Below are 24,131 nucleotides of genomic sequence, written 5' to 3' on the forward strand. Positions count from 1 at the left end.
ACCTGACCAAATCATGATTTGGATTCTCTGATTGAAAGAAAAGGCATTTTTTATAAGTAAATGCCTTTTCTAAATATCTATACAAATTGCTTGTTTTTAATATAAATTCTAAAGGCTATCTCTTCTACAAGTGAAAAAACACTAGATGTTATAAAATACAATCCAAGTGCTATTGGAGCTTTAATTGTTATTAAAAGTCCAATTACTCCAGGAAGTATAGCTGACATCTTATTGTACTGCACTTCCCTATAGACTTTAAAATAATCTATAGAATTTACTAGGCCAGGCAGCATTGAAATGATCGAATACATTATAGGAACTATAAAATAACTATCGCTTAATTTTATTGAAGCTACCCAAGGTATAAGCACTGTACCTGAAACTACAGGCATGTTTATAATGGTTTTATAAAGCCCACCTATTATAGGAAGCTGAATAATTGTAAGCAAACATCCCATCATACTTTTTAAATTATCCTTATAACAGTTTTGTATTTCCTTTTCCATCTTAAGCTTATCATTTTTATACCTAATTTTTATGTCTTCCATCTTTTTAGCAACTTTCTGCTGCTTTAAAATGCTGAACCTTTGTTTCATAGACATAGGCATCAAAAGTACCTTTACAATTAAAGTGAGAACAACAACTGCAATACCCCAATCTCCCGTAAAATTAAATACATGATTGAGCAAAGCACCCAGTAAATTAAAAATAATGTTCATATAATATCTCCTATCTATAAATTATTATATTTTAAAACATTATTCTTAAATAAGGCTGTGTAAAGTATATCCACACTTTATATTTTTCGTAACTCACATACTGTTTTATATATAATTTTTTTGGATAACCCAATGCCCTTAAAACTATACATTCTATTAAATTATATCTAATACTTTCTCTTAAGCTTTTATGTACCTGTAAAACACCAGAAAAAACTGCAGTTATACACATAAACAACAGAATAAAGTAGAAAATATTGAAAAAGTCCATGTTCATGATAAACATTCCTTTAAAATAAATTATATATGAAATACTTTTATTTGATATTACCATATAATGATTTTATATTCAACACAAACCCTTTATTTATGCTAATATAACCATAATATCACAAAAATATTATTCGAAAATAAAATTTTTTGTTGACGCTTACCTTACGTCATGTGTTACAATAATTTAGGCAGAGGTGATAAATAATGACTTCCCATAAATCAGAACTAGTAAGTATCGGCAAATTTGCCCAAAAATCAGGTGTTACCTTGAGGACTTTAAGATACTATGACAAAATAGGTCTTTTAAAACCCTGTGCCTATACTGAGTCTGGTCACCGATTATATAATGTTGAAGATTTCGGTAAACTTCAAAAAATACTTACTCTTAAATTTATAGGTCTTTCACTTGAGGATATATCTAAAATAATGAACTATGATTTAAATCAAGGTGATTTAAAGAGATCTCTCCAAATACAAAAAAAGATAATGAAAGAAAAAATATACCACATTGAAGCTGTAATAAAATCCATAGATGAAGCTGTGCATATGCTTGACAATGACAAAGAACTCAATTGGAACAAGTTTATAAACATAATAAGCATAGTAAATACAGATCAAAAGTGGATGGAACAATATGAAAATGCCTCTAACTTAAAAGCCAGAATAAGGATTCATGAACTTTTCAGCACAAATAAGCGAGGATGGATGAAATGGTTTTTTAATCAATTAAATATTCCTTCCAAAGCCTCTATTTTGGAACTTGGATGTGGTAATGGGGAGCTATGGCAAAAAAACTTAGATAAAATTCCTGAAGGTTGGGACATTACTCTTACTGATTTTTCCCCTGGAATGCTTCAGGATACAAAAAATAATTTAGGCATTAATTCAAAAAGATTTACATTTAAAATAGCAGATGTACAAAATATACCTTATGAGGACAATAGTTTTGATGTAGTGATAGCAAACCATGTATTATACCATGTAAGTGATGTAGACAAATCCCTTTCAGAGATTTATCGTGTTTTAAAACCTAAGGGCTATTTTTATGCCTCAACTGTAGGTAAAAATCATATGAAAGAAATGAGAGAAATCGTTAAAAAATATAACTTTAAGAATATAACTACAGATAGTTTTAATATTACAGAAAGTTTTCAACTTGAAAATGGTCTGTTAAAACTCTCTAAGTGGTTTAAAGATGTAAAAATGAAAAGATATAGTGATAACTTAAAGCTAACAGCTGCATCTCCTCTCATAGATTATATATTTTCTATGCCAGGCAATACAAAAACTACATTTGACAAAGATAAACTTGAATCCTTTGCAGAATACTTACAGTCTGAAATAAACAAAAATGGGTATATTTATATAACAAAAGATACTGGTTTTTTTGAAAGTAGAAAATAGCACTTAAAAATTAATCTACAATCTAAAAACTTATATAAATTAGACAACGAAATGAAAGGATTGATTATAAATGAATAAGAAAATACCATTCTCACCACCAGATATAGGTGAAGCCGAAATAAACGCAGTTGTAGAAGTTTTAAAATCAGGATGGATTACTACAGGTCCAAAATGTACTGAATTTGAAAATAAGGTTGCTGAATATTGTAATAGCGATAAAGCACTAGCTGTAAACAGTAATTCTGCTGGACTAGAACTTGTATTGAAGGAATTTAACATAAAAGCAGGAGATGAAGTCATAACTACTCCTTATACTTATACTGCAACAGCAAGTGCTGCTATACGTAGAGGAATAAAACCCAAGTTAGTAGATATAGAAAAAAATTCTTTCTTAATTGATTTAGAAAAATTGGCAGATGCTATAACACCTAAGACAAAAGCTATATATACAGTAGATGTTGCAGGAGTGCCTATAGACTACGATGCTATTCGCAAAATATTAAAGGATAAAAATCGTGAAGATATAATTTTTGTATCGGATTCCGCTCACTCTTTTGGTGCAAAATACAAAGGCAAAATGGTTGGTTCTCAAGCCGATTTCCATGTATTCTCATTTCACGCAGTAAAAAACTTCACTACTGCTGAAGGTGGTGCAATAACATTTAACGAGAATGATAAGTTTGGTAAAAAGGACTTATATAAGGACTTTAAGTTGGAATCCTTACATGGTCAATCAAAAGATGCTCTTTCCAAAATGCAGGCGGGTGCATGGAAATATGATATAGTTACAGATGGAGGTAAATGCAATTTAACTGATATAGCTGCAGCTATAGGTTTAGCACAATTCCCAAGATATGAAGAAATGCTAAAAAAACGTAAAGCTATATTCGATTTATATACTAAATTTTTAAGTGAAAAGGATTGGGCTATAATTCCGTTTACGAAAGATGCTATACGTGAAACTTCATACCACTTATATCTTCTTCGTATAAAAGACTTTAGTGAAGATCAAAGAAATGAAGTAATAAAATCCCTTGCGGCAAAAGATATAGCTACTAATGTTCACTATACTCCTTTGCCTATGTTTACACTTTACAAAAATTTAGGTTACGATATAAAAGATTATCCAAATGCATATAATCACTATGCAAATGAAATTTCTGTACCAGTTTATTCTCTTCTTAAATTGGAAGATGCAGAATATGTCGTTAAAGAATTAATTTCTGCTGTAGAAAAAGTCATGAAATAAATTGAAAGCGAGGACAAAAAATGAAAGTTAATTTTTTTACACCTACAAGAGAATACTTAGAAAAGAAAGAAGAATTTAATAAGGCTATATCAGCTGTACTTGAAAGTGGAAGTTTTATATTTGGACCTCAAGTATCGGAACTTGAAGAAGAAATAAAAAAATATACAGGAGCAAAACATGCCATAGCTGTAGCTTCTGGAACAGATGCACTTTTAGTTTCTTCCCATGCACTTGGATTTAAAGATGGAGATGAAATTATAACTTCCCCTTTTACATTTTTAGCTTCAACTTCTTGTATAGCTAAATTAAATGCAAAACCAGTTTTTGTTGATGTAGATGAAGATACTTTTAATCTAGATGCAAATAAAATAGAAGAAAAAATAACTTCAAAAACTGCAAGTATATTACCAATACATCTTTTTTCACAGATGGCAGACATGGACAAAATAATGGATATAGCATCCAAACATAATTTAAGCGTTTTAGAAGACGCTGCAGAAGCTTTTGGTATGCAGTGGGGAGGTTCCTCAAGTGAATACAAACATTCTGGTACTATAGGAGATATTGGTATTTATTCATTTTTCCCAACAAAAACACTAGGTGGTTATGGCGACGGAGGCATGATAGTAACTAATAATGACAAGTTAGCTGAAACTGCTAAAATGCTTAGAGTACATGGTGCTTCTAAAAAATATCATTATGACTATATAGGATATAATTCAAGACTTGATTCTATTCAAGCTGCTGTACTTTTAGTTAAACTAAAGTATATAGACAATGCACTTAAGCAAAGACAAAAAGTAGCTGATTGGTACAAAGAAAGACTTGCTGATTGTGACTATATAAAACTTCCTACAGTTAAAGGAAATCAAAAACCAGTATACTATGCATTTAATACATTAGTAGAAAAAAGAGATGAACTTGCTGCATACTTAAAGGAAAATGAAATCGGAACTAGTATTTATTATCCAATCCCTCTTCATCTTCAAAAGTGTTTTGATTATTTAGGCTATAAGAAAGGTGATTTTCCTGTAGCTGAAAAACTTTCAACTAAAGTTTTAGCTCTTCCTATATACCCTGAAATAACTGAAGATGAAGTTAACTTTGTGTGCGAAACCATTAAAAAATTCTATACAAAATAACCTTATACAAAAAGCAGTATTTAGATTTTACACTAAGTACTGCTTTACAAAATTAACCACACTTTTAGAAAATTCATCAAACACATTTTCAAAGCATTATATATATTTTATCTGAGAGTGTAAGCTCTCTAGGATTCCAACACCTTTTAGGACATTTCATAATTTTATATGACATATGCAAATCATTTATGAATTTATAAAACTCATTATCAAGCCAGGGAGGAGTCCAACTCCCCGACCTACATATGTGAATAACATTTATGTTCTTATTTACTAAATGCTCCACCTTAGGATATTTTATAGAAAACGATTTATTTATTTCCTCAAATTCACCTTTTTCTTCATAAGTATAAGGGCTGTAAACTATATTTGCCTTTTTTATAATACTGTTTTTTAAAAGTTTTCCAAGCCAATTGGCACAATTCAATTCAAAATCAAGTGACTTCATCCCGCCGTAACCCAAATCAGAATGTGCGTCAAAATTTATAACTTCATCACAATTATTGTTTTGAGCTATGAAATAAGAAAACTTATGGGAATCAGATACATATACCTTAGCTTTACTTTCTATGGAAAAACATTGTTTTATTTTACTCCAAAAGCCTTTCAGTTCATTACCGGTTCTAACTGTTTTTTCAATGTTTTCTCCCATTTGCCTATTTTTAAAATATCTCCTATACCACAATATAATATTTGTTCTCTTATTCTCAATATAAGAACCACACCATTCCTCCCTTACAGGAATAAAATAATCCCAATCAATGCTGAGAAGATTTTTTTTCATAGCAATACACCTCACATATAACTATAATGTTACACCTCCAGCACTAATTTTTAAACCTTTGAAATACTAATTTTTAACATAAGACATCCACATATTTCTTATATCTTTATAATATTCATCCCCTGTAATATTATAAAGTACATTCATTTCTTCAATGTGAATACAGTGATAAAAGTCAGAACTGCTAGGAGGTCCATTTTTTATAATGTGATATAAATCATAGGATGTGAAGTTACCTATATCATAATAAGGCAGTATATATTTTAAGCTTAGAAGTCCTTTATTCCAATATCTTTTAGCCACGTTAGAATAGTATATATTTTGGGGACAGTGTACACTGCTCCAATCATATAAACCTATCAATGTAAATATATACCCGTTTAATGTGTAAGTAGACGTTTTTCCTACATATTGCTGAAAAAATATCTTATCTTCAAGACTTTTATCTAAAGCACCTAGATTATCCATAACACCGCCTTCTGAAACAGGCGTTAAAAGATATTTAAGTACTCTCTGCCCTGCATTTATATACTTTGAATCTTTAGTTAAATGATGGGCTCTAGTAAATACACTAAGTGCCTGCCCCTGGGACATACTTGAAGCCCATCCTTCATTTAAGCACTCATAATATCCAAATTTAAACTCATATCTTAAAGATCCATCTTTTTTTATACTCTTTATTAAAAAATCTGCTGTATTTAAAAATTTATCTTTATTAGCTCCAGTATCTATATACCCATCATATAAATAAAGTGCATATTGGCATATAGTAACTGCATTATAATAAAATTTGCCATTGTATTTTACCATGGGTATACCGTTTTTATCATATTTAAAACTAGGTGACTCAAGATAAGCCCAATCCGGCTGATAATTAAAATATTTTTTTACAGGATTATATTCTCCATATAATGTGTAATTACACTTATTGCTTTTATAATAATCCACACCACTTTTCCCAATATTCATATACTCCGGGAGGAAAGAATACTTATTCAAAACAGGCACTTTTCTCTCTGCCAGCAGCTTACATATTTTTGCTTCGTTTATAATACTTTTAGACATATTCTTATTTTCTAAAACTATATTATATCCTTCTATAGCTTTTGAATATTTTTTTTGATTTTGCAATCTTCTACTATTTTTTAGTATGTTTTGGGCTTCATTTTCAGATACTTCACCCACTTTTAAAAGCCTTTACTGCTCCAGTAAACACAATTATGTTAATAGCCAAAATTATAACTGTACATATTATCTTTGCAATTATATTTTTTTTAAATTTCATATTTTCTCCTTTTATGACTTTCAAATAATATTAACCTATTATAGCTTCTAATATTATTTTCTAATACATAAAAATATATTCTAAACTTTAATCATGTCTTTCCCGTTTTATAAATAAAAAATCAATAATATGGAATTACCTTATTTCTACCTGTATGCTTTGCTTCATATAGAGCGATATCTGCACTTTCTATGATTTGCTTAACATTATTTACAATATCAGGATAAGTTGTAACCCCAATAGATACAGAAATATTAATTTTTTTACCTGTGGATAGTATAAACTCATGCTTTTCTATTGCTTTCCTTATTTGTTCACCAATTTCTATAGCTTGTCTATTAGGACAGTCTATTAATAATATTGAAAACTCTTCCCCACCGTTTCTTGAAATTATATCAAAAGATCTGCATACTGTTTTGAGTATTAAAGCAATTTGTTTTAGCACTTCATCCCCTGAAGGATGACCATATGTATCATTAATTTTTTTAAACCAATCAATATCTATCATAATAAGTGAAAGCCTTTCTTTTCTTTCAACTGCCCTTTTAGATAAATCGTTAAACAAGTTGTTGAAATTTCTAACATTATTAAGCCCAGTTAAAAAGTCTCTGCAGGAATCTTCCTTAAACTTCAAAAACAACAAACTTGATTGATTTATATACTCGCAAAGATAATATATTATAAATCCAAATGTAATTGTTAAAATTGAATATATAATGAATGCTTTGTAAATTGTATTATTGATTTTTGCAGTTGACGATACTATATTCATAAAAAGGAAATGTAAAATCAAGCTGCTGATAATCATGCATAGCCATTTTTTTGTTTTCTGTAAACTGCATTTAGAAATAATCCCACAACTAATACTTAATATTGTAATGGACATAATTAATGTTTCATAACTCATTAACCCAAATACTATTGAAAAAAAAGAAATTACTACCCCTGTAATAAATGAACATAAGAAGCCGCCATTTATTGCTGAAATAAGTATAGCAAAATTTTGAAAATCTACCGGTATGTAACCTTTATCTTTCATAATAAAAGGTATCAAAAATCCACCTAAAACTCCTGAAGTAATTGCATATAGAACTTTTATCCTTACAGGAGACGATGGGTTTAATAAATGTTCTTTATTTTTAAAAAATTGACTCCATATAAAAAAAAATGAAATGAAAAGAAATATACTATTAAGTAAATGTCTTGTAATAAATAAATAATTATTTATAGGGCAACACCTCAAAACCTGGAAATTCCACCCTGTTTAATAAAGAATATTATAAGAGTATTTTACACACTTTAACTTATTTTTTATATACATTATTATTTAGGACGAAATAAATATTTTGTACTAAAAATCATCATTTTATACTTATTTATTTTAATTTAATTTCATAAATTGAAAATAATTACATGTTTTATTCCATTTTATTGAAGATAATAACATTACTTTGATATTTTTCTTATAATAATTGGATTTTACACAATATTATGTTATAATTTATAGTACAAAATATTTATAATGTACAATTATTTTGAAAAGAGGAAACTAAATGGAAAGAAAAGGTGACAGGAAAGTAAAATATCTTACCCAAGAAGAAGTAAAAGATCTTTTTAAAGCCATTATTAATTTAGATAGTACACATGCAGTTAGAGATTTAGCAATTTTTAGAGTTGCTTATAGGTGTGGTTTGAGAGCTTCAGAAATTGGTTTAATTAAATTGGAAGATTATAATGCTTCCAAAGGTGCAATTTACTGCAAAAGATTAAAGGGCAGTTACAATAATACTATAAGACTTGATGTTAAAACTAAAAATGCATTAGATACGTATATACATGAAAGCAAATTATCATCTAATTCTGAATTTTTATTTAAAAGCCAAAGAGGGAAACCAATTTCCAGACAAACTCTTGATTATATGATGAAAAAATATTGTTCCTATGCCAATATTTATGATAAAAGTAAATATCATTTTCATTCTATAAAGCATACTACAGCAGTTCATTTAGCAGAATCTGACATGGATATAAAAGAATTACAATGGTGGCTTGGGCATAAATCTGTTACAAATACAGAAATATATTTTCAATTTACAACAAAACAGCAGGAAAAGATGTATTCCAAGCTTGAGGCAAAAAGTGAAATGGTTTAAAAATATATAATTACTGCATTTTATCGATATTTTAATTTTGAACTTACTTATTTAAGTTTTTATTAAATCTAACAGCATACGTTAAATATGGCTCTCCAAAATATTCTTCTTTATCTTTTATATATCCATGTTTTTTATAAAATGAAATAGCTCTACTATTTCCCTTAAAAGCCCATATTACAATTTCTTTATAACCACATTTAAACGCCTGCTGCTCTGTAAAGTTAAGTAATTGACTTCCAATTCCTTGATTTTGATAAGCCTCGGAAATATAAATACGCCAAACTTCAAAAGCTCCTATTTTATCGTTGTCAACTGTATCTCCAATAGATAATATTGCTGCAATATGCCCATCACATTCATAAACATAGTTTGATAATCTACCAGATAAGAAATCTGCTTTCAATCTCTTTTTCCTATTAAAACAACCATTATCATTGAGCAATTGTTCATTTACATAGCCATCATATACAGACCTCCAATTATCATTGACAATTTTACAAACAATTTCTATATCTTCTTCCTGAAGCAAACGTATCATTTAATTTTTTTCCTTTCTAAATTGTAATTTATCTCTTTCTTGCCCTTATAATTATAATAACATGAATTTTCTTATTATTATCCAATTTTTTTAAAACCATCTATCATAAATCCAAAGCTTCAAAAGATTTAACTGATTTTCTGTAAGCAGCATATGTGAGAAAAGTATAAATTATTGTTCCCACTGCCAACACAATCAACTTATAAGCAAGATATTTAGGGTCTTTTGTGTCCAGATAATCTCTTACGAAAGGTATGATATGCACACTAGTTTCTGCAATTACTATGTAAACAAATATAGCGGTACTTGACCATACAAAAGCAGTTCCTACCTTGTTAATGTCCTTATAATAAATTTCAAAGAAAATGTAATTAAATAAGCCAAGCATTATAAGTGAAAAACCGAACAAAGCAATATTTGCATCCATACCAACTTGATTACCTGGTAATGGAAGATTTTCACGTATAATTGCAAAAGGTATTGCTGCAATTATCTGTGCTAATTCTAAAAGAATTACAAAAGCAAATCGTGACTTTACAATATCTTTTTTAGCAATAGGAAGTGTTAGAGTATAAAAAACATCATTGTTCTCTCTGCCGTTTAAGCAAGTGAAAAATACAGCCAATCCTGTATAAAAAAACACGACGTAATAGGGATAATTAGGTATTATTAGCATAGTTGAAAGGATGATGAAAATAGGTGCCGTGGGATGCATAGAAAGAAATATTTCTTTTTTTAAAAGTTTTTTCATTACTTTTCCTCCTCCTTTTCAAGATGAACCATAATTGACTCTAAATCTGGATTTATATAATCAATACCTATATCTGAAATATCATCTGTTCTTATAAGTGCTGAAAAACCATTTTTACTTCTTTTACAACCAATCAACTTTGGCTGCAAATTTTCGGTTAATTGATCTTTGGTAAGCTGCAAAACCTTATAGCTATCCACAAATGATTTAATATCCGAATCGGCAAGAATCATACCGTTTTTGATATATATAATGTTATCGGCACACTTATCAAGATCAGAAGTAATGTGAGTCGAAAACAATATGGTAATTCCATTGTCACAAAGTCCCATAAATACATCCAACAAGTCATCCCTTGAAACAGGATCAAGTCCACTCGTAGGTTCATCAAGAATAAGCAGCTCTGCATTATGTGACAACGCAAGAGTTAGCGCATATTTGACCTTCATACCCGCTGACAACTGTGCAGGTGTTTTGTTTTCATCTAACTTAAACATGTCCATATATTTAAAATAAGCAGTATCATCCCATTTATCGTAAAATGATTTGGTAATATTGGTAATCATTTTAATTTTTTTCTTTGTATAATAATCAATTCCACCTAAAACAAAGCCTACACGCTGCTTGGTTAAAAATTCACTATTCAAAAAATTATTATTAAAAAATAAAATTTCCCCATTATCGGGATGTACAAAATTAAACAATGATTTTAATGTTGTAGATTTACCTGCTCCATTTCTACCTATAAATCCTGTAATTTTCCCTTTTTCAAGGGAAAATGATACATCTTTCAGTTCAAAAGCAGGATATTTCTTACATAGATTTTTTACTTCAAGTACACTCATTCCTTATCACCTTCTCTTTCAGAAATATCTCCGTCAAAAATTGTTTCAGTTAATTTAGTAAAAAGTGACTTTGGAGGTATAGCAATACCTTTCTTCTTATCAGCAAGAACTATAATAGTATCACCGGGCTTGATGTCAAAAATGTCTCTAGCTTCTTTTGGAATAACAAATTGCCCTTTTTCACCGATTTTTACTGTCCACGCATACTTGTCTTTTGGGTGCTTCATATTATTTCCTCTTTTCATTATTAATATTGTATGATAAGTATGATTTGTATAACTAAATTATACTCACTTATTTTAATAAGTCAAGATTTTGAACAAAAATTGTCCCCAGCTGTGCTTTCAATTAGGGAAATTTTTTATTCTTCTATATTCTATGAAAGTTAATATTATCATTATAATATCAAAAACGGTTAGTATTATTAGCCAACTTGAAGGATGAAGTATATATCTATAAATTTGGTAAATTATAAACAAAATCAATGATATTATAGTAAGTGGATAAGCCCAAGACTTTCTTTTCCATAGAAATATTATAAGAATTAATTTGACTATTCCATGAGAAATCAAATAGAACACTCCAAAATATTGCGTACTTATGGTAAATTTTGAACTTAATTTTATCATAAAATTTGCAATAACATCTCTTGGATCTTCCGATAACTCATGTTGTGTTAACAAAACAACTAAATCACTTAATCTACTTGGATTTAAAAAAAGTAATAAAACTCCACCTATAATTTCTAAAAAACCATCAATAAATTTTATTAATATTCCAATTTCAAATCCTTTATGAAATATATTACTATTTGTACTAAATTTCATTAAGTTCGATATTATAATCACCTGCTCTCACTACTACTTAAACTAAATAATAAATTATAATACTTATTATTTATATATTTGCTTTATTAATTCATATTGTAAATTCTCTTTCTACTTAACCTATATTATAAATAATGATATAATTCACTTATAAGTTGATTCACAAAGGTAAAATTAATACGAAGTAAATTATTAAATGAAATATGATGTTAAAATATTTGTAAAGATTATAGGAAAAGTGGGATTTTTATGTATTATTGTGCATTATGTACTATTCATGCTTGTAATAAAAAGGATTTGGATAAAGCGCCAAAAAATTGTCCAAGTCTTGATGAGAAAATGAAAAAAATTAAAGAGGTCTATAAAGATGAAGAAAATTTTAAAATTGCTAAAGCATCAGCATTAGTTGTGAGTGAGGGATATGGTGAAAAGACAAGATTAGAAGAAACAATTGATTTTGCTAAAAGATGTCAGTATAAAAATATAGGAATTGCATTCTGTGTTGGCTTATCTAACGAAGCTAAGATTTTAAGTAAAGTTCTTAGTTATAATGGATTTACTGTAAATTCTGTAATTTGTAAAAATGGAGGTATATCAAAAGATTTTATTGATATAGATTCAAATGTACCAATGTGTAATCCAATAGGTCAGGCGAATTTTTTAAATGAAGCTAAAACAGATTTAAATATTATTTTGGGCTTATGTGTTGGACATGATTCTTTGTTTATAAAATATTCAGAAGCTCCAATAACTGTTTTTGCAGTAAAAGATAGGATTTTGGCACATAATCCATTAGGCGCAATATATCAAGCAGACTCTTACTATAAAGACAAGCTATTTCCTAAAAAGAAATAACACTATCTTTATAATAAGACATTAGTACACAATCTTTATATTATGTGACATAAAAATAGAATTAATGCGGTGCAAAAATATATTACTTAAAAATTGCTAGTTGAGAGTAAACATGATGATGGTACTACCCCCTATTTAAGAAATCCTTTCAATATAGTATCTTCAGCTTCTTTTTCCGAAAGTCCTAATGACATAAGTTTTATAAGCTGATCACTAGCAATTTTTCCTATAGCAGCTTCATGTATAAGTTGTGAGTCTGAATGAAATGCTGATATTTTAGGTATAGATTGTACCGTTGCTTCATCCATTATTATGGAATCACATTGAATATGACCCCTGCATCTCTCATATCCAGACATATTTAAATGAAATAGTTGTTTTGACTCGTCTCGTGCTACAGAACGAGAAATTATTCGTGCAGAAGAATCTCTTCCTACCATTTCTACATTTATCTTAGACTCTGCATCTTGATTTTTATATGTAAGAAGTCTCTCTGATACTACAGCTCTAGCATTTTTATGAAGCTTTATTTCTGTATCCCTTTTAGTACTGCTTACTCCTTTTATTTGGACTAGCTCTAATTCAGCAAATCCTCCTTCTTCAACTTCTATTATTGTTTTAGGATTCAATATTCTCTCACCATTCCCACTGCCTTCTCCAAAATGTCTCTCTACATATTTTATGCGAGCACCTTTCCTGACAAAAAATTCATGGACTCCATCATGCTGGGATTTTTTCTCACCTGGATTATGTATACCACAACCTGCCACTATAAGTACATCTGACCCCTCACCAATTTCAAAAGTGTTATACACAACATCATTTAACCCTTCTTGTGTTAAAATTACAGGTATATGTACACTTTCACCTTTAGTACCAGGTTTTACTATTATGTCTATACCCGGCTTATCTTTTTTTGTAACTATATCTATATTGGCTGTAGTATTTCTTGCAACCTTTTCTCCGTTTCTTCTTATATTATAAGCACCAATTGGCAATTCATGAAGTCCTGACATTTGACTTAACATACTTTTATCCAATTCATCCAACATCTAAAAAGTACCTCCTTTTTGACAAATCTCGCCGCATTTACAATTATCATTCTTTTTTATTTTATCAAGTATATTCTCTTTTGAAGTTATTTCTTTAATTTGACCATCTGCAAGTATGATAACCTCATCTGCTAAATTTAAGATTCTCTCTTGGTGAGATATTATAATTATAGTAGTTTCTTTATTTTTATTCATATCTTCAAAAGTTTCAACTAACTTGTTAAAACTCCATAAATCTATTCCTGCTTCGGGCTCATCAAACAATGCAACTTCGAGGTTTCTAGCAAGTATAGTTGCTATTTCTATTCTCTTAAGTTCACCACCAGAAAGACTTGAATCAACATCCCTATTTATATAATCTTGAGCACAAAGTCCTACGTCCTGAAGTAATTTACATGTATTTACCTTATTATCCCCTGCAGCTAGGTTTAGCAATTGATTTACTTTTATACCTTTAAATCTTGCAGGCTGTTGGAATGCAAATCCTATACCCTTTTTAGCTCTCTCGGTAATATCTAAATCTGCGATATTTTCTCCATCTAATAATATATCTCCCGAAGAAGCTTTATATATTCCCATTATTGTTTTGGCTAAAGATGATTTACCACCACCATTTGGGCCAGTAATTACATATATTTTATTCTTTTCAAACTTTAAGTTTATATCTTTTAAAATATCGATTTTTCCATTATCATTTTCTATTTCAAGACATAAATTTTTTAATTCTAACATCTATCTAATCCTCCTTATTATATTAAAATTATTTTACACTATTATATTAAAGTTATTTTTATACTGATGTCTAATAAATATATTGCATATGTATTAGCAGTCATTATATCATCTATTCTATTAAATTTTTATTTAAGTATTTCAACATTTTCATAAATGGTTTTCTTCTCATTAGATGAAATAACTTTATCTGTAATATATGCTATTATAATAATTACAGGTATATCGATAGCATATCGGGTAATCATAAATTTCCATCCCATTACTGATGCTTCAAATAATGATATAGGTATTTTTGTAGCAGACCATGCTCCTATAAAAATTAGCACATTGAAAAAAGCACTTCCCTTTTTCATCAAAACTGCAGCAAAAGGAAAAGAAACATATACCGGTCCAGCAGCAAATGAACCTAATAGAAAAGCAATAATCATACCTTTTAATCCTGAACCTTTTCCCATAAGTTTTATCATTGTTTCCTTTTGTACCCAAGCATCCAAAAGCCCCATCAAAATAAAGATCGGTGGCATAATAGCAAGCAATTCCTTTAAATTATCTGCCGTTCCCTCTAACGAATTTATTCCCAATGAAGGTTTTACTAACAATAAAATTAAATTTATTATTAAAATAATACCAAAAGTTCTATATCTTTTTAATATTCTTTTCATCATATTAACACTCCCATCACAAAAGCAATTGCAAAAGAAAACACAAGGGCAAGTGAATTTCTAACATATGTGGCTTTCTTACCCCAATATTTTGATTCAATAGGAATTGTAATAATTCCAACCATGACTGACGTTGATATAAGCATTGTTATTTGAGCCATACCAGCTCCATTTTTTAACAAAGTAGCTGCTAATGGAAATGTAACAAAACCAGGTATTACAGTACAAGATCCAATAAGTGCAGCTAACGCTAAACCTAATATACCAGATTGATGACCCATTATTTTTGAAATAACCCGCGGGCTTAAAATAGCAAGCATAATTCCTATAATAAACAATATGGAAAGGAATAACGGCAAGATATTTTCAAAAGACTTCCAAGCTTTTTTTAGAGCCAGTAAAGTTTTTTCGTGGCTTTTAATTAATGATACAAGTAATAAAATAAACATTAAAAAGTATAATCCCATAGTAAACATAAAATTCTTTTACCTCCTCATATAATTAGTTGTGTAAAATTAAACACTATAGTGTAATAAATATAATAGTGTATTTAACACTATTAGCATACATCTATTTTTTGATAGTGTCAATAACATTAATATATTATTTGCAATAAGGTGTATGAAGTAATATAATGTTATTATACTATAAATAAAAAGGAGATATTTTATGGCTGGTAAAAGAAAACAATCTCGTCATCTTCCTGCATTTATTTTACTGACACTAGCTGAAGGTTCTGCATATGGTGGTGCAATATATACTTCACTTATAGAAAATATACCTGATTTTCAGTGTGACCAAGGAGCTATATACCGTACTCTTAAGCAACTTGAAGATGATGGTGCAGTAATATTTTCGTGGGATACAACTAATTCAGGACCTGCCAAAAAAATCTATACTATTACTGACACCGGATTGAATCAACTTGATGATTGGAAAAATGATATAGAAAAAAGAATTCTATATTTAAAATATTTTTTAGATAGATATAAAAATTTAAAAAAGTAGAATACTTTTGGAACTATCCATATAGTTAGTTTCTTATTGTATATTTTCGTTTTTACATATGAATGATAGTTAAGCTATAAAACTCAATGCCATGTTTTCATACATGAAATTAAATATACAGCCAATAATGGGGCTGAACGTTCAACATACACATCTTTATTTATTTTGTAAACTTCTTATTTTGTTTACTAACTAAGACCATACGATAGATATTAATCCTATCATATGGTCTCTATATACAACTACTATACTCATAAATTACCCTTATATGGTGCATACTTTTCAATACATGACACGGCTGACTATCCCATCAATTACTTGATTTTTTATAGTTAATTTATATATTAATAACATCCCCTGCACTTGCTTTTTCTAATCTATTTATTATAGAATTTCCTAGTCCACTGTCTTTAGGTGCTTGCACATAAATATGACTTATATTCAATTTATCACATTCTCTAAGCAAATCAAATGTCTTTTGTGCTGCTGCATTTAACGTTTTAAAACTTCCTAAGCTATATACATGCTCATAATTTTTAAAATCTTTTAAAAATTCCTGAAAACAAATTACAGCATTTTCTTCATTTGCATTTTCTTTAATCCATTTAGATGTTTTTGCATAATCTCCTTTAACCAATGTTACTGGTGCATCTGGCGCATAATGCCTATATTTCATTCCTGGAGCCTTTGGAATTTCATTTCCTTTAACACTTAACAAATTCTTTTTATATACAAGATTAGGAATTACCTTACGTATATCATCCAAGCTTATAGCCCCAGGTCTTAGAAGTACTGGATCCGGAGTCGACATGTCTATAATTGTTGACTCTAATCCAATTGAACATGGACCTCCGTCCAAAATACAAGGGATTTTTCCATTTAAGTCATTATAACAATGCTCAGCACTAGTAGTTGACGGTTTCCCTGATAAATTTGCAGATGGAGCTACTAGTAGAGTTCCGCTTTCTTTAATTATAGCTCTTGCTACTTCACTTTTTGGGAATCTAACTCCCACAGTTTTCATTCCTGCACTAACTGTATCTGAAATACAATCTTTTTTATTGAAAATCAAAGTTACTGATCCCGGCCAGAAAGCATCAAATACTTTCTCTGCATCTTTATGAATATCCTTACATATATCATAAACTTGTTCTAATTTATATATATGTACCAATAATGGATTGTCTTGTGGTCTTCCTTTAACTTTAAATATCTTTTTTACTGCATTTTCATTAAAAGCATCTGCAGCTAATCCATACACAGTTTCCGTTGGAATTGCAACAACTTCCCCCTTTTTTAGATATTCTGCACCTTTTACAATGTTCTGGTAATTAGCATTTAAATCTTTAACATATAATACTTCTGTTTCCATAGCTTTTACCACCATTTATAATTCACCTTCTATTTCTGTAATATGTGTGCTACATAATTAATTTTAACTTCATAATATTTTGCTATTTTGTATTAACTAGCATTAGTTATATGTTACACCGTATTACTCAATTTTCAAAGTATTGTTCTATGTCTTTTTCATTACAATCTTTAAATTCATAAAAAATCTCTTGACCTAAAGCTAACTTTATCCATTACAATAAATATGATATAGTAAATTTAGAATTAGGAAAAGGAAAATATAGGTCATTTTACCGCACATAATACATAAAATCAATCAATAATTTTTAAAACAGGGGTGATTATAATGAAAAAGTCAAAGGTATATTTTACAGATTTTCGTACAAAACTTGGAGAAGGTCTTCCAACCAAGTTAAAAAAGCTGATTAAAAAGGCAGGTATCGAACAAATCGACATGGATAACAAGTTCGTCGCCATCAAAATGCACTTCGGTGAGCTAGGCAACTTAGGTTTTCTGCGCCCAAATTACGCAAGAGCTGTAGCCGACGTTGTTAAGGAACTCGGCGGAAAGCCATTCTTAACTGACTGTAATACCCTGTACCCTGGCAGCCGCAAGAATGCCCTTGAGCACCTGGAATGTGCATGGGAAAACGGCTTTACTCCTCTTACAGTAGGCTGTCCTGTTATCATTGGTGATGGTCTAAAGGGTACCGATGACATCATGGTACCGGTAATAGGTGGTGAATATATAAAAGAGGCAAAAATCGGTCATGCAATTATGGATGCTGACATACTTATCAGCCTCACTCACTTCAAAGGCCATGAAGCAGCCGGCTTCGGTGGTACCATCAAAAACATTGGTATGGGCTGCGGCTCTCGTGCTGGGAAAAAAGATCAACATATTAATGGTAAACCTAATATCATACAGGAGAAGTGTAAGGGGTGCCGCAGGTGCCAAAGAGAGTGCGCCAATAACGGTTTGATGTTTGATGATGTGAAAAAGAAAATGACTATCAATACAGAAAATTGTGTAGGCTGCGGACGCTGCTTAGGTGCATGTAATTTTGGCGCTATCGCATTTACAAACTGGGCAGCCAATAAGGAATTGAATTGCCGCATGGCGGAATACACCAAAGCGGTAGTAGACGGCCGCCCTTGCTTTCACATTTCCCTTGTGATAGACGTTTCACCTAACTGTGACTGCCACAGCGAAAATGATACTCCGATCCTTCCAAATCTAGGAATGTTCGCTTCCTTCGATCCGCTAGCACTGGATCAAGCCTGTGTGGATGCCTGTATGTCAGCTGCACCGCTGCCAAACAGCCAATTATCAGACAATATGTCAAAACCTAACTTTAAAGATCATCATGACCATTTTACCAACTCCACACCGGAATCGGAGTGGAGTACCTGCCTCGCCCATGCAGAAAAAATAGGTCTTGGCAGCCGTGAATATGAGTTGATTACTATCAAGTGATTCTTAGGTTCAGATGGAGTTTGCTTATAATGATGACTTTCTCCAGCTGAACCTTATTAACAGTATTCTTAGTGTCTTTAGCACTTAGAATACGTTATCCTTTAGGGGAATCACTTATCCAGGTGCATAACAGTGCTTATCCCCCACTTTGATAAAAGATGGGGGTAAGTGCCATGCCTGTATTCTTTAAACATTCTATCATTTTCAGACATTCAATGTCAGTATCATCGAATACTCGAATATTCCCATGCGTTCTATTGACAAGAGGAAGAAGCCCTTCTTTGTCATAGTAACGCAGGGTTGATATAAATATACCTAGCATCTTTGAAATATCGCCAATAGAATAGGTCATAATTACCTATAATAAATTTCAATTCAATGTTGACCTAAAGTTAGGTTTAAGTATTAGAATATACTTATTATAAAATATAAAAAAACTTGTTCAGGGCTAAAAAATCATATAAATAAGAAAAAGAGTTAGAAAAAATATCTGACTTCTTACTCGGAAACGAAAATACCACTTATGCACCTTATTTTATCGCAAAAAGCTATTTATAAATATTCTCTAGATTTTTTATGCTATCCATTTCTCTGTTTATATTTTTATAACCTTTTAACAGCCTAATATAATGATTGGCCTCCCTAACTACGTGGTCACCAAGTAGAGGATAAGCTATGGATCTAATAGTACAATTTATCAAACCTTCTGTTCCCTGTTTTTTGAAATTTCTAATTCCCACAGTAGCATTTAATGTTTTTTCACTCACCTCAGGCAACAACCCTATATTCTGTGTTAAAGCTAAAGATTCTTGAGTTAATTGATCAAATTTTTTACCATAATCATTAGCTGTATCAAATAATTTAACTTCTGTTGGATCTAATAAACCCCGTATAAATTTTGCATGTTCTGCCATAATTCTATTCCAAAAACCTTCTTGATAAACAGCCTCTTTAACTAAATCCATTTCTTCCCGATTTTGCAATTTAACTAACATTCTTAAGTAAAATTTAGCTTCTCTTAATATATGATCTATAAGTAGCGGGTAGTTTGTAGTAAATGTTTTGCAAGTTAGGACATCATTTAATAATCTCGACTTAAATAAAGCTATCCTATTTGTTGCAGCCATTGCTCTATTATTTAACATAGCTACAGTTCTAACAAGTTCGTCACTGTCATATCTACCCTGTACTAAGTTTAATTCCATTCTTGTAACATTACTGTCAATTTTAATTGCCGAATAAAATTCAGTTTCTCTTTCTGCATTTAGCGTTAAATCTGTCACTAATTCTCCAGAGTGCGCTACTTCAGGACTGATGATTCCTTCAGAAAGTCTAATGGTCTCAATAAGTAACTGGGTAAATTCATTTTTCAACATATTTGCCTGACAAGCTAATTTGTAGTCTCTAGATGTTAATCCTGCCTCAAGAAAAATAGCATGCTCCTTGGCAATTCTCATAAAGAATAAATTTAACTCTAGAGATTGTTTAACAAATTTCATATTGGATAACATTATATATACTTCCTTTTTTACATACTCGTTTCATTTTATTCTAAAGTTATATTACATGTGCAAAAAATTTTTAACATAATTGCTCTTTACATCACATTATTAGGTATACTACTAACGGCTGTAATATCTATCTAATAACAGCCGTTACAATTATATTTATATATCGTTTCCAATTATATTTATTATTCATTCTTGTTAAAATTTTTAATTTGCTTTGTTCTTAAATCTACTTCCATTGTATATTGAACCCTAGAAGCATTTTTAGATTCATCTGCATCCTTATTTTTATAGTAAGTTACATATATCGAACAGGTGCTATTATGCATATCAAAATCTATATTGGGTTTATATCCACTAAGTACTTCTTTCATATTTATTTTTTTATCTATTATCATTGTATATATCATCTATTTCTAGCTTGCTTTTATCATATAGAAAATCATCCTCATTAGGTTTGTAGCTTTTATTCCTGGTGCAATATTAACTTTTTTATCAATTTTTAGTGCCTGAGTATCAGTTACCTTGATTGCTTCCTTTAAGGTACTTACTTTTTTAAACTTCTTCTTTCTTTTTGTTGTTTTAAAAGATCCCGATCTAAAATCTTCATGTCTATTTGCTTTTAACATTACGACATTTTTCTTCTTAATTCTTTTTCATATATTTAATTTTTTTATAATATTCCTTCTATTTAAAAATTCTTGTCTTGCCTTTATAGCATGTACCAAACTAATTATCCAAAAGATATACCAAACTTTATAAGCTATATTTCCTTGATCAAGCAGTGTCAAAATAAAAAGTATAGCATATACTAATGCTGCATATATCAACCATTTATTTTTAAAAACAAAACCTGCGTATATAAAAAATAACCAATTAAACATAAATGCAATAAATACAAATATTATTGATAATACACCCTAATCTATAACCATAAAATAGATACTGTCAAAGTTCATAAAATAGAAAGATTTGAGTTTATCAAGACTAGAGAATAGAGAAGCTATGCAAGGTTTCAAGCGTGCCAAGAAGAAATTACTATGCATGGGATAAAACGACTGAAAGTCAAAGATCAACGGTTATGTAATGCATGAGAAATATTATTTTTTGTTCCAATGTATTGTTTTTATGATATAATATATAAAACAATACATAACTTTTAGGAGGAAAAAGTGATGGTTGTGGATCCAATTAGAGATAAAAACAAGATAGACGCATTGCTCATGCATTTAAAGGATAAAAGTGAAAGGGACTGGCTGTTAGCAAAATTTCAATTAAACACGGGATTAAGGATTAGTGACGTAATTAAAGTTAGAGTACAGGATCTAATGACTTCCTATCTTAGTCTCAAGGATGATCTTATGATTCAAAAAAAGAAAATCAAATTAAATAACAGCCTTAAAAAAGCTCTAAATGCCTATATAGAGCATAATAATCTTGGACAAACTTTTTATATTTTTCAGAGCAGAAAAGGCTTAAATAAACCCATAAGTGTCACACAAGCTTACAGGATTCTAAAGTCTACAGCTGTAAGTCTGCATATAAATAATTTTGGTACTCACAGCTTAAGGAAAACATGGGGATACTGGACTTATAAGGCGAGCAGATACAATATTGGTCTTATTATGTATACATTTAATCATTCATCAAAAAAGATCACTCTTAGATATATTGGGATACCTCAGGAAAATAAAGATGAATTATATTCTTTAGTTCAATTTTAATTTATCCGATGACTACCTGCTCTAATATTCCCACGCACACAGCGAAAGCGATTATCACCAAATCAAAGATTTGGGATATCTGCTTTTCTCCAAGTGGGAATAAAGGGCATCTACGTCCCTGGATAACGCTTTCTAAGTGCTAAAGCACTAAGAATACTGTTAATAAGCATCAGGTGGAGTCAAAACTCCATCTGATGCTAAGAACTCTGTTTATAGCACTCGCATAATATACTAAAAATTTTATAGGAATATGAATAGAAAAATTTTTTTAATTTGCTAGGAGGAATCTTATATGAAAATAAAAAATGCTTTAGAAAAAAACACTAAACAAGCTATTGTAAACAAAATCGTTAATTATCTTGATAAAAACCCAGGAGAAAATGTAGATAAAATATTTTCAGCTATTAAACTGCTGACAAAAGATAAATCTGCATTGGCTCAGATTGAGTTTGTTGAGAATTACTACAACAACGATAAATCCAAGCATGAATTTATCCAGGATATTTTAAAAAATACAGATACTAAATGTTTAAAGAAGTTTTTTACTAACTTTTTTGCAAATGCAAATTGGTATGCTGGCCCTAAGAGGCAAAAATACATGGATGAGGAGAATACTAAAATACCCTTTGTCATGCTTCTAAGTCCATCTATGAGGTGCCCACTTCACTGTAAAGGATGCTATGCTTCAAGCTACAGTAAAAAAGATGATATTCCTCCTGAAGAAGTTGATAGAATTATAGGAGAAGCAAGAGATCTTGGAATTTATTATATTATTATTCTAGGTGGCGAACCTTTCTTCAACGATTATCTTCTGGATATATATGAGAAATATGACGATGTAATGTTTACACCATTTACTAGCGGACTTTTACTCAATGAAAAAATTGCAGATAGAATCAAGAAATGTGGTAACGTAATACCTATGCTTTCAATTGAAGGATTTGAAAATGATACTGATGCTCGTAGAGGAAAAGGAACATACCAAAAAGTTTTAAAGGCTATGGACATGCTCCATGAAAGGGGTATATTATTCGGAGTATCTTCAGCAGTTACAAGAACTAATATAAACACCGTACTCAGTGATGAATTTACCGATATGTTAATTGAAAAAGGTTCGAAAATGAGCTGGTACTTTTTATTCATGCCTGTTAATGGCGAAGATGAAGATTTTAATATGATGCTTACAGCAGAACAAAGAGATTACCTTGGAAAAAGGGCCCGAGAAATAAGAGCTAATAAACCATATTTTACTTTAGACTTCTTCAATGATGCTCCGTATGTAGGTGGGTGTATAGCAGGTAAATATTATTTTCATGTAAATTCAAAAGAGGATGTTGAACCTTGTATATTTTCTCACTTTTCAACAGTTAACTTAAAGGGCAGGCATTTAATTGATGCTTTTAGAGATCCTTTTTTCAAAAAGCTAAGGTCAATACAGCCTTATAATAAAAATATGTTAAGACCGTGTATGATGATAGATAACACGAATGTTATAATTAATGTATGTAAGGAGGTTGGAGCAAAGCCTGACGATTCTGGAGCAGAAAAAATGCTTCATGACAATGAATTTCATAAAAAAATAACAAAATCAGCAGAAGATTTTGTTCCATATGCAGAAAAAACATGGGATGAAGTTTTCAAGAAAAAAGGTAATGATAATTTTGCTAAAGGATAAGACAATAATAAGGAGCAAACTAAACGTCTATTGGTGTTCTTTCCAGAAACAGATGGCTTTTAAACTACCCGTTTCTGGAAGGACAAAAATCGATAAACCTCAGTGGTTT

The 24,131-nt window shown here is 30.1% G+C and carries 27 protein-coding genes; 9 read left to right on the forward strand and 18 right to left on the reverse strand.

The features are described from left to right. Window positions 1-77: 77 nt before the first annotated feature. Window positions 78-719, reverse strand: a complete 642-nt coding sequence (locus tag CLJU_RS13185; RefSeq protein WP_013239323.1) for a YidC/Oxa1 family membrane protein insertase — start codon at window positions 717-719, stop codon at window positions 78-80. Window positions 720-1,196: 477 nt separating this feature from the next. Here CLJU_RS13185 and CLJU_RS13195 point away from each other — a divergent pair, with 477 nt between their 5' ends. The 3 genes from CLJU_RS13195 (at window position 1,197) to CLJU_RS13205 (ending at window position 4,787) form a co-directional block, all read left to right on the forward strand. Beyond that, window positions 1,197-2,396: a MerR family transcriptional regulator gene (locus tag CLJU_RS13195; RefSeq protein WP_013239325.1), complete on the forward strand. Its 1,200-nt coding sequence runs from the start codon at window positions 1,197-1,199 to the stop codon at window positions 2,394-2,396. A 70-nt stretch (window positions 2,397-2,466) separates the two neighbouring features. Beyond that, window positions 2,467-3,645 (forward strand): DegT/DnrJ/EryC1/StrS family aminotransferase, encoded by a 1,179-nt coding sequence (locus CLJU_RS13200; protein ID WP_013239326.1) that lies wholly within the window; start codon window positions 2,467-2,469, stop codon window positions 3,643-3,645. Window positions 3,646-3,665: 20 nt separating this feature from the next. Next, window positions 3,666-4,787 carry a DegT/DnrJ/EryC1/StrS family aminotransferase gene (locus CLJU_RS13205; RefSeq protein WP_013239327.1) on the forward strand — a complete coding sequence of 374 codons (1,122 nt, stop codon included), beginning with the start codon at window positions 3,666-3,668 and terminating at the stop codon, window positions 4,785-4,787. A gap of 88 nt (window positions 4,788-4,875) precedes the next feature. On the opposite strand, the gene CLJU_RS13210 is transcribed toward CLJU_RS13205, so the two are convergent. From CLJU_RS13210 to CLJU_RS13220, 3 genes are all read right to left on the reverse strand, one after another. Continuing rightward, entirely contained in the window at window positions 4,876-5,571 is a 696-nt protein-coding gene (locus CLJU_RS13210; RefSeq protein ID WP_013239328.1) for a hypothetical protein, read from the reverse strand. A gap of 66 nt (window positions 5,572-5,637) precedes the next feature. Continuing rightward, the gene (locus CLJU_RS13215; protein ID WP_013239329.1) at window positions 5,638-6,756 is read right to left on the reverse strand and encodes a D-glucuronyl C5-epimerase family protein; all 1,119 of its coding nucleotides are present in this window, start codon (window positions 6,754-6,756) and stop codon (window positions 5,638-5,640) included. 221 nt (window positions 6,757-6,977) lie between these two features. Beyond that, window positions 6,978-7,910, reverse strand: coding sequence for a GGDEF domain-containing protein (locus CLJU_RS13220; RefSeq protein ID WP_156496165.1), 933 nt, complete (start codon window positions 7,908-7,910; stop codon window positions 6,978-6,980). Window positions 7,911-8,409: 499 nt separating this feature from the next. Here CLJU_RS13220 and CLJU_RS13225 point away from each other — a divergent pair, with 499 nt between their 5' ends. Beyond that, window positions 8,410-9,009 (forward strand): tyrosine-type recombinase/integrase, encoded by a 600-nt coding sequence (locus CLJU_RS13225; RefSeq protein WP_013239331.1) that lies wholly within the window; start codon window positions 8,410-8,412, stop codon window positions 9,007-9,009. A 43-nt stretch (window positions 9,010-9,052) separates the two neighbouring features. Here the strand turns inward: CLJU_RS13225 and CLJU_RS13230 are convergent, their stop codons facing one another. The 5 genes from CLJU_RS13230 to CLJU_RS13250 form a co-directional block, all read right to left on the reverse strand. Next, window positions 9,053-9,550, reverse strand: coding sequence for a GNAT family N-acetyltransferase (locus CLJU_RS13230; RefSeq protein ID WP_013239332.1), 498 nt, complete (start codon window positions 9,548-9,550; stop codon window positions 9,053-9,055). Window positions 9,551-9,653: 103 nt separating this feature from the next. Next, the gene (locus tag CLJU_RS13235; protein WP_013239333.1) at window positions 9,654-10,301 is read right to left on the reverse strand and encodes an ABC-2 transporter permease; all 648 of its coding nucleotides are present in this window, start codon (window positions 10,299-10,301) and stop codon (window positions 9,654-9,656) included. Continuing rightward, window positions 10,301-11,146: an ABC transporter ATP-binding protein gene (locus CLJU_RS13240; protein WP_013239334.1), complete on the reverse strand. Its 846-nt coding sequence runs from the start codon at window positions 11,144-11,146 to the stop codon at window positions 10,301-10,303. Before CLJU_RS13240 ends, CLJU_RS13235 begins: the two co-directional genes overlap by 1 nt. After that, complete coding sequence (locus tag CLJU_RS13245) at window positions 11,143-11,373, reverse strand: AbrB/MazE/SpoVT family DNA-binding domain-containing protein (protein WP_013239335.1); 231 nt, start codon at window positions 11,371-11,373, stop codon at window positions 11,143-11,145. The genes CLJU_RS13240 and CLJU_RS13245 overlap by 4 nt, the downstream gene beginning before the upstream one ends. 117 nt (window positions 11,374-11,490) lie before the next feature. Continuing rightward, complete coding sequence (locus CLJU_RS13250) at window positions 11,491-11,973, reverse strand: DUF2127 domain-containing protein (protein WP_013239336.1); 483 nt, start codon at window positions 11,971-11,973, stop codon at window positions 11,491-11,493. A gap of 249 nt (window positions 11,974-12,222) precedes the next feature. Between CLJU_RS13250 and CLJU_RS13255 the strand changes: the two genes are divergently transcribed. Then, on the forward strand, window positions 12,223-12,828 hold the full coding sequence (locus tag CLJU_RS13255) for a DUF1847 domain-containing protein (protein WP_013239337.1): 606 nt from the start codon (window positions 12,223-12,225) through the stop codon (window positions 12,826-12,828). A gap of 131 nt (window positions 12,829-12,959) precedes the next feature. Here CLJU_RS13255 and CLJU_RS13260 read toward each other — a convergent pair whose 3' ends face one another. The 4 genes from CLJU_RS13260 to CLJU_RS13275 form a co-directional block, all read right to left on the reverse strand. Continuing rightward, the gene (locus tag CLJU_RS13260) at window positions 12,960-13,880 is read right to left on the reverse strand and encodes a SufB/SufD family protein (RefSeq protein WP_013239338.1); all 921 of its coding nucleotides are present in this window, start codon (window positions 13,878-13,880) and stop codon (window positions 12,960-12,962) included. Next, window positions 13,881-14,612: an ABC transporter ATP-binding protein gene (locus CLJU_RS13265; protein WP_013239339.1), complete on the reverse strand. Its 732-nt coding sequence runs from the start codon at window positions 14,610-14,612 to the stop codon at window positions 13,881-13,883. A gap of 128 nt (window positions 14,613-14,740) precedes the next feature. Next, complete coding sequence (locus CLJU_RS13270) at window positions 14,741-15,280, reverse strand: permease (protein WP_013239340.1); 540 nt, start codon at window positions 15,278-15,280, stop codon at window positions 14,741-14,743. After that, window positions 15,277-15,753, reverse strand: coding sequence for a permease (locus tag CLJU_RS13275; protein ID WP_013239341.1), 477 nt, complete (start codon window positions 15,751-15,753; stop codon window positions 15,277-15,279). The genes CLJU_RS13270 and CLJU_RS13275 overlap by 4 nt, the downstream gene beginning before the upstream one ends. 193 nt (window positions 15,754-15,946) lie before the next feature. Between CLJU_RS13275 and CLJU_RS13280 the strand changes: the two genes are divergently transcribed. Next, window positions 15,947-16,285 (forward strand): PadR family transcriptional regulator, encoded by a 339-nt coding sequence (locus CLJU_RS13280; RefSeq protein WP_013239342.1) that lies wholly within the window; start codon window positions 15,947-15,949, stop codon window positions 16,283-16,285. Between the two features lie 337 nt (window positions 16,286-16,622). On the opposite strand, the gene CLJU_RS13285 is transcribed toward CLJU_RS13280, so the two are convergent. Next, window positions 16,623-17,657 (reverse strand): L-threonylcarbamoyladenylate synthase, encoded by a 1,035-nt coding sequence (locus CLJU_RS13285; protein ID WP_029170167.1) that lies wholly within the window; start codon window positions 17,655-17,657, stop codon window positions 16,623-16,625. Between the two features lie 327 nt (window positions 17,658-17,984). Between CLJU_RS13285 and CLJU_RS13290 the strand changes: the two genes are divergently transcribed. Continuing rightward, window positions 17,985-19,115: a DUF362 domain-containing protein gene (locus tag CLJU_RS13290; protein WP_013239344.1), complete on the forward strand. Its 1,131-nt coding sequence runs from the start codon at window positions 17,985-17,987 to the stop codon at window positions 19,113-19,115. A 136-nt stretch (window positions 19,116-19,251) separates the two neighbouring features. Here CLJU_RS13290 and CLJU_RS21670 read toward each other — a convergent pair whose 3' ends face one another. From CLJU_RS21670 to CLJU_RS22945, 4 genes are all read right to left on the reverse strand, one after another. Further along, a complete protein-coding gene (locus CLJU_RS21670; RefSeq protein WP_013239345.1) occupies window positions 19,252-19,467 on the reverse strand; it encodes a MerR family transcriptional regulator in 216 nt (71 codons plus the stop codon). A gap of 196 nt (window positions 19,468-19,663) precedes the next feature. Next, a complete protein-coding gene (locus CLJU_RS13295; protein ID WP_013239346.1) occupies window positions 19,664-20,626 on the reverse strand; it encodes a DUF2935 domain-containing protein in 963 nt (320 codons plus the stop codon). 182 nt (window positions 20,627-20,808) lie between these two features. Continuing rightward, a complete protein-coding gene (locus CLJU_RS22940; RefSeq protein ID WP_013239347.1) occupies window positions 20,809-21,021 on the reverse strand; it encodes a hypothetical protein in 213 nt (70 codons plus the stop codon). An 18-nt stretch (window positions 21,022-21,039) separates the two neighbouring features. Further along, window positions 21,040-21,252 (reverse strand): hypothetical protein, encoded by a 213-nt coding sequence (locus CLJU_RS22945; RefSeq protein ID WP_013239348.1) that lies wholly within the window; start codon window positions 21,250-21,252, stop codon window positions 21,040-21,042. A gap of 546 nt (window positions 21,253-21,798) precedes the next feature. On the opposite strand from CLJU_RS22945, the gene CLJU_RS13315 reads away from it, so the two are divergent. Continuing rightward, the gene (locus CLJU_RS13315) at window positions 21,799-22,347 is read left to right on the forward strand and encodes a tyrosine-type recombinase/integrase (RefSeq protein ID WP_023161971.1); all 549 of its coding nucleotides are present in this window, start codon (window positions 21,799-21,801) and stop codon (window positions 22,345-22,347) included. Between the two features lie 292 nt (window positions 22,348-22,639). Then, window positions 22,640-24,022 carry a radical SAM/SPASM domain-containing protein gene (locus CLJU_RS13320; protein ID WP_013239351.1) on the forward strand — a complete coding sequence of 461 codons (1,383 nt, stop codon included), beginning with the start codon at window positions 22,640-22,642 and terminating at the stop codon, window positions 24,020-24,022. Window positions 24,023-24,131 lie beyond the last annotated feature (109 nt).

Source organism: Clostridium ljungdahlii DSM 13528 (assembly GCF_000143685.1).
GTDB classification, from domain to species: Bacteria; Bacillota; Clostridia; order Clostridiales; family Clostridiaceae; genus Clostridium_B; species Clostridium_B ljungdahlii.

Bases quoted from the DNA above. Each gene is read 5' to 3' on its own strand.
- CLJU_RS13185 (WP_013239323.1), bottom strand. From the start codon at position 719: ATGAACATTATTTTTAATTTACTGGGTGCTTTGCTCAATCATGTATTT.
- CLJU_RS13195 (WP_013239325.1), top strand. From the start codon at position 1,197: ATGACTTCCCATAAATCAGAACTAGTAAGTATCGGCAAATTTGCCCAA.
- CLJU_RS13200 (WP_013239326.1), top strand. From the start codon at position 2,467: ATGAATAAGAAAATACCATTCTCACCACCAGATATAGGTGAAGCCGAA.
- CLJU_RS13205 (WP_013239327.1), top strand. From the start codon at position 3,666: ATGAAAGTTAATTTTTTTACACCTACAAGAGAATACTTAGAAAAGAAA.
- CLJU_RS13210 (WP_013239328.1), bottom strand. From the start codon at position 5,571: ATGAAAAAAAATCTTCTCAGCATTGATTGGGATTATTTTATTCCTGTA.
- CLJU_RS13225 (WP_013239331.1), top strand. From the start codon at position 8,410: ATGGAAAGAAAAGGTGACAGGAAAGTAAAATATCTTACCCAAGAAGAA.
- CLJU_RS13230 (WP_013239332.1), bottom strand. From the start codon at position 9,550: ATGATACGTTTGCTTCAGGAAGAAGATATAGAAATTGTTTGTAAAATT.
- CLJU_RS13235 (WP_013239333.1), bottom strand. From the start codon at position 10,301: ATGAAAAAACTTTTAAAAAAAGAAATATTTCTTTCTATGCATCCCACG.
- CLJU_RS13240 (WP_013239334.1), bottom strand. From the start codon at position 11,146: ATGAGTGTACTTGAAGTAAAAAATCTATGTAAGAAATATCCTGCTTTT.
- CLJU_RS13245 (WP_013239335.1), bottom strand. From the start codon at position 11,373: ATGAAGCACCCAAAAGACAAGTATGCGTGGACAGTAAAAATCGGTGAA.
- CLJU_RS13250 (WP_013239336.1), bottom strand. From the start codon at position 11,973: ATGAAATTTAGTACAAATAGTAATATATTTCATAAAGGATTTGAAATT.
- CLJU_RS13255 (WP_013239337.1), top strand. From the start codon at position 12,223: ATGTATTATTGTGCATTATGTACTATTCATGCTTGTAATAAAAAGGAT.
- CLJU_RS13260 (WP_013239338.1), bottom strand. From the start codon at position 13,880: ATGTTGGATGAATTGGATAAAAGTATGTTAAGTCAAATGTCAGGACTT.
- CLJU_RS13265 (WP_013239339.1), bottom strand. From the start codon at position 14,612: ATGTTAGAATTAAAAAATTTATGTCTTGAAATAGAAAATGATAATGGA.
- CLJU_RS13270 (WP_013239340.1), bottom strand. From the start codon at position 15,280: ATGATGAAAAGAATATTAAAAAGATATAGAACTTTTGGTATTATTTTA.
- CLJU_RS13275 (WP_013239341.1), bottom strand. From the start codon at position 15,753: ATGTTTACTATGGGATTATACTTTTTAATGTTTATTTTATTACTTGTA.
- CLJU_RS13280 (WP_013239342.1), top strand. From the start codon at position 15,947: ATGGCTGGTAAAAGAAAACAATCTCGTCATCTTCCTGCATTTATTTTA.
- CLJU_RS13285 (WP_029170167.1), bottom strand. From the start codon at position 17,657: ATGGAAACAGAAGTATTATATGTTAAAGATTTAAATGCTAATTACCAG.
- CLJU_RS13290 (WP_013239344.1), top strand. From the start codon at position 17,985: ATGAAAAAGTCAAAGGTATATTTTACAGATTTTCGTACAAAACTTGGA.
- CLJU_RS21670 (WP_013239345.1), bottom strand. From the start codon at position 19,467: ATGACCTATTCTATTGGCGATATTTCAAAGATGCTAGGTATATTTATA.
- CLJU_RS13295 (WP_013239346.1), bottom strand. From the start codon at position 20,626: ATGTTATCCAATATGAAATTTGTTAAACAATCTCTAGAGTTAAATTTA.
- CLJU_RS22940 (WP_013239347.1), bottom strand. From the start codon at position 21,021: ATGATAATAGATAAAAAAATAAATATGAAAGAAGTACTTAGTGGATAT.
- CLJU_RS22945 (WP_013239348.1), bottom strand. From the start codon at position 21,252: ATGTTAAAAGCAAATAGACATGAAGATTTTAGATCGGGATCTTTTAAA.
- CLJU_RS13315 (WP_023161971.1), top strand. From the start codon at position 21,799: ATGGTTGTGGATCCAATTAGAGATAAAAACAAGATAGACGCATTGCTC.
- CLJU_RS13320 (WP_013239351.1), top strand. From the start codon at position 22,640: ATGAAAATAAAAAATGCTTTAGAAAAAAACACTAAACAAGCTATTGTA.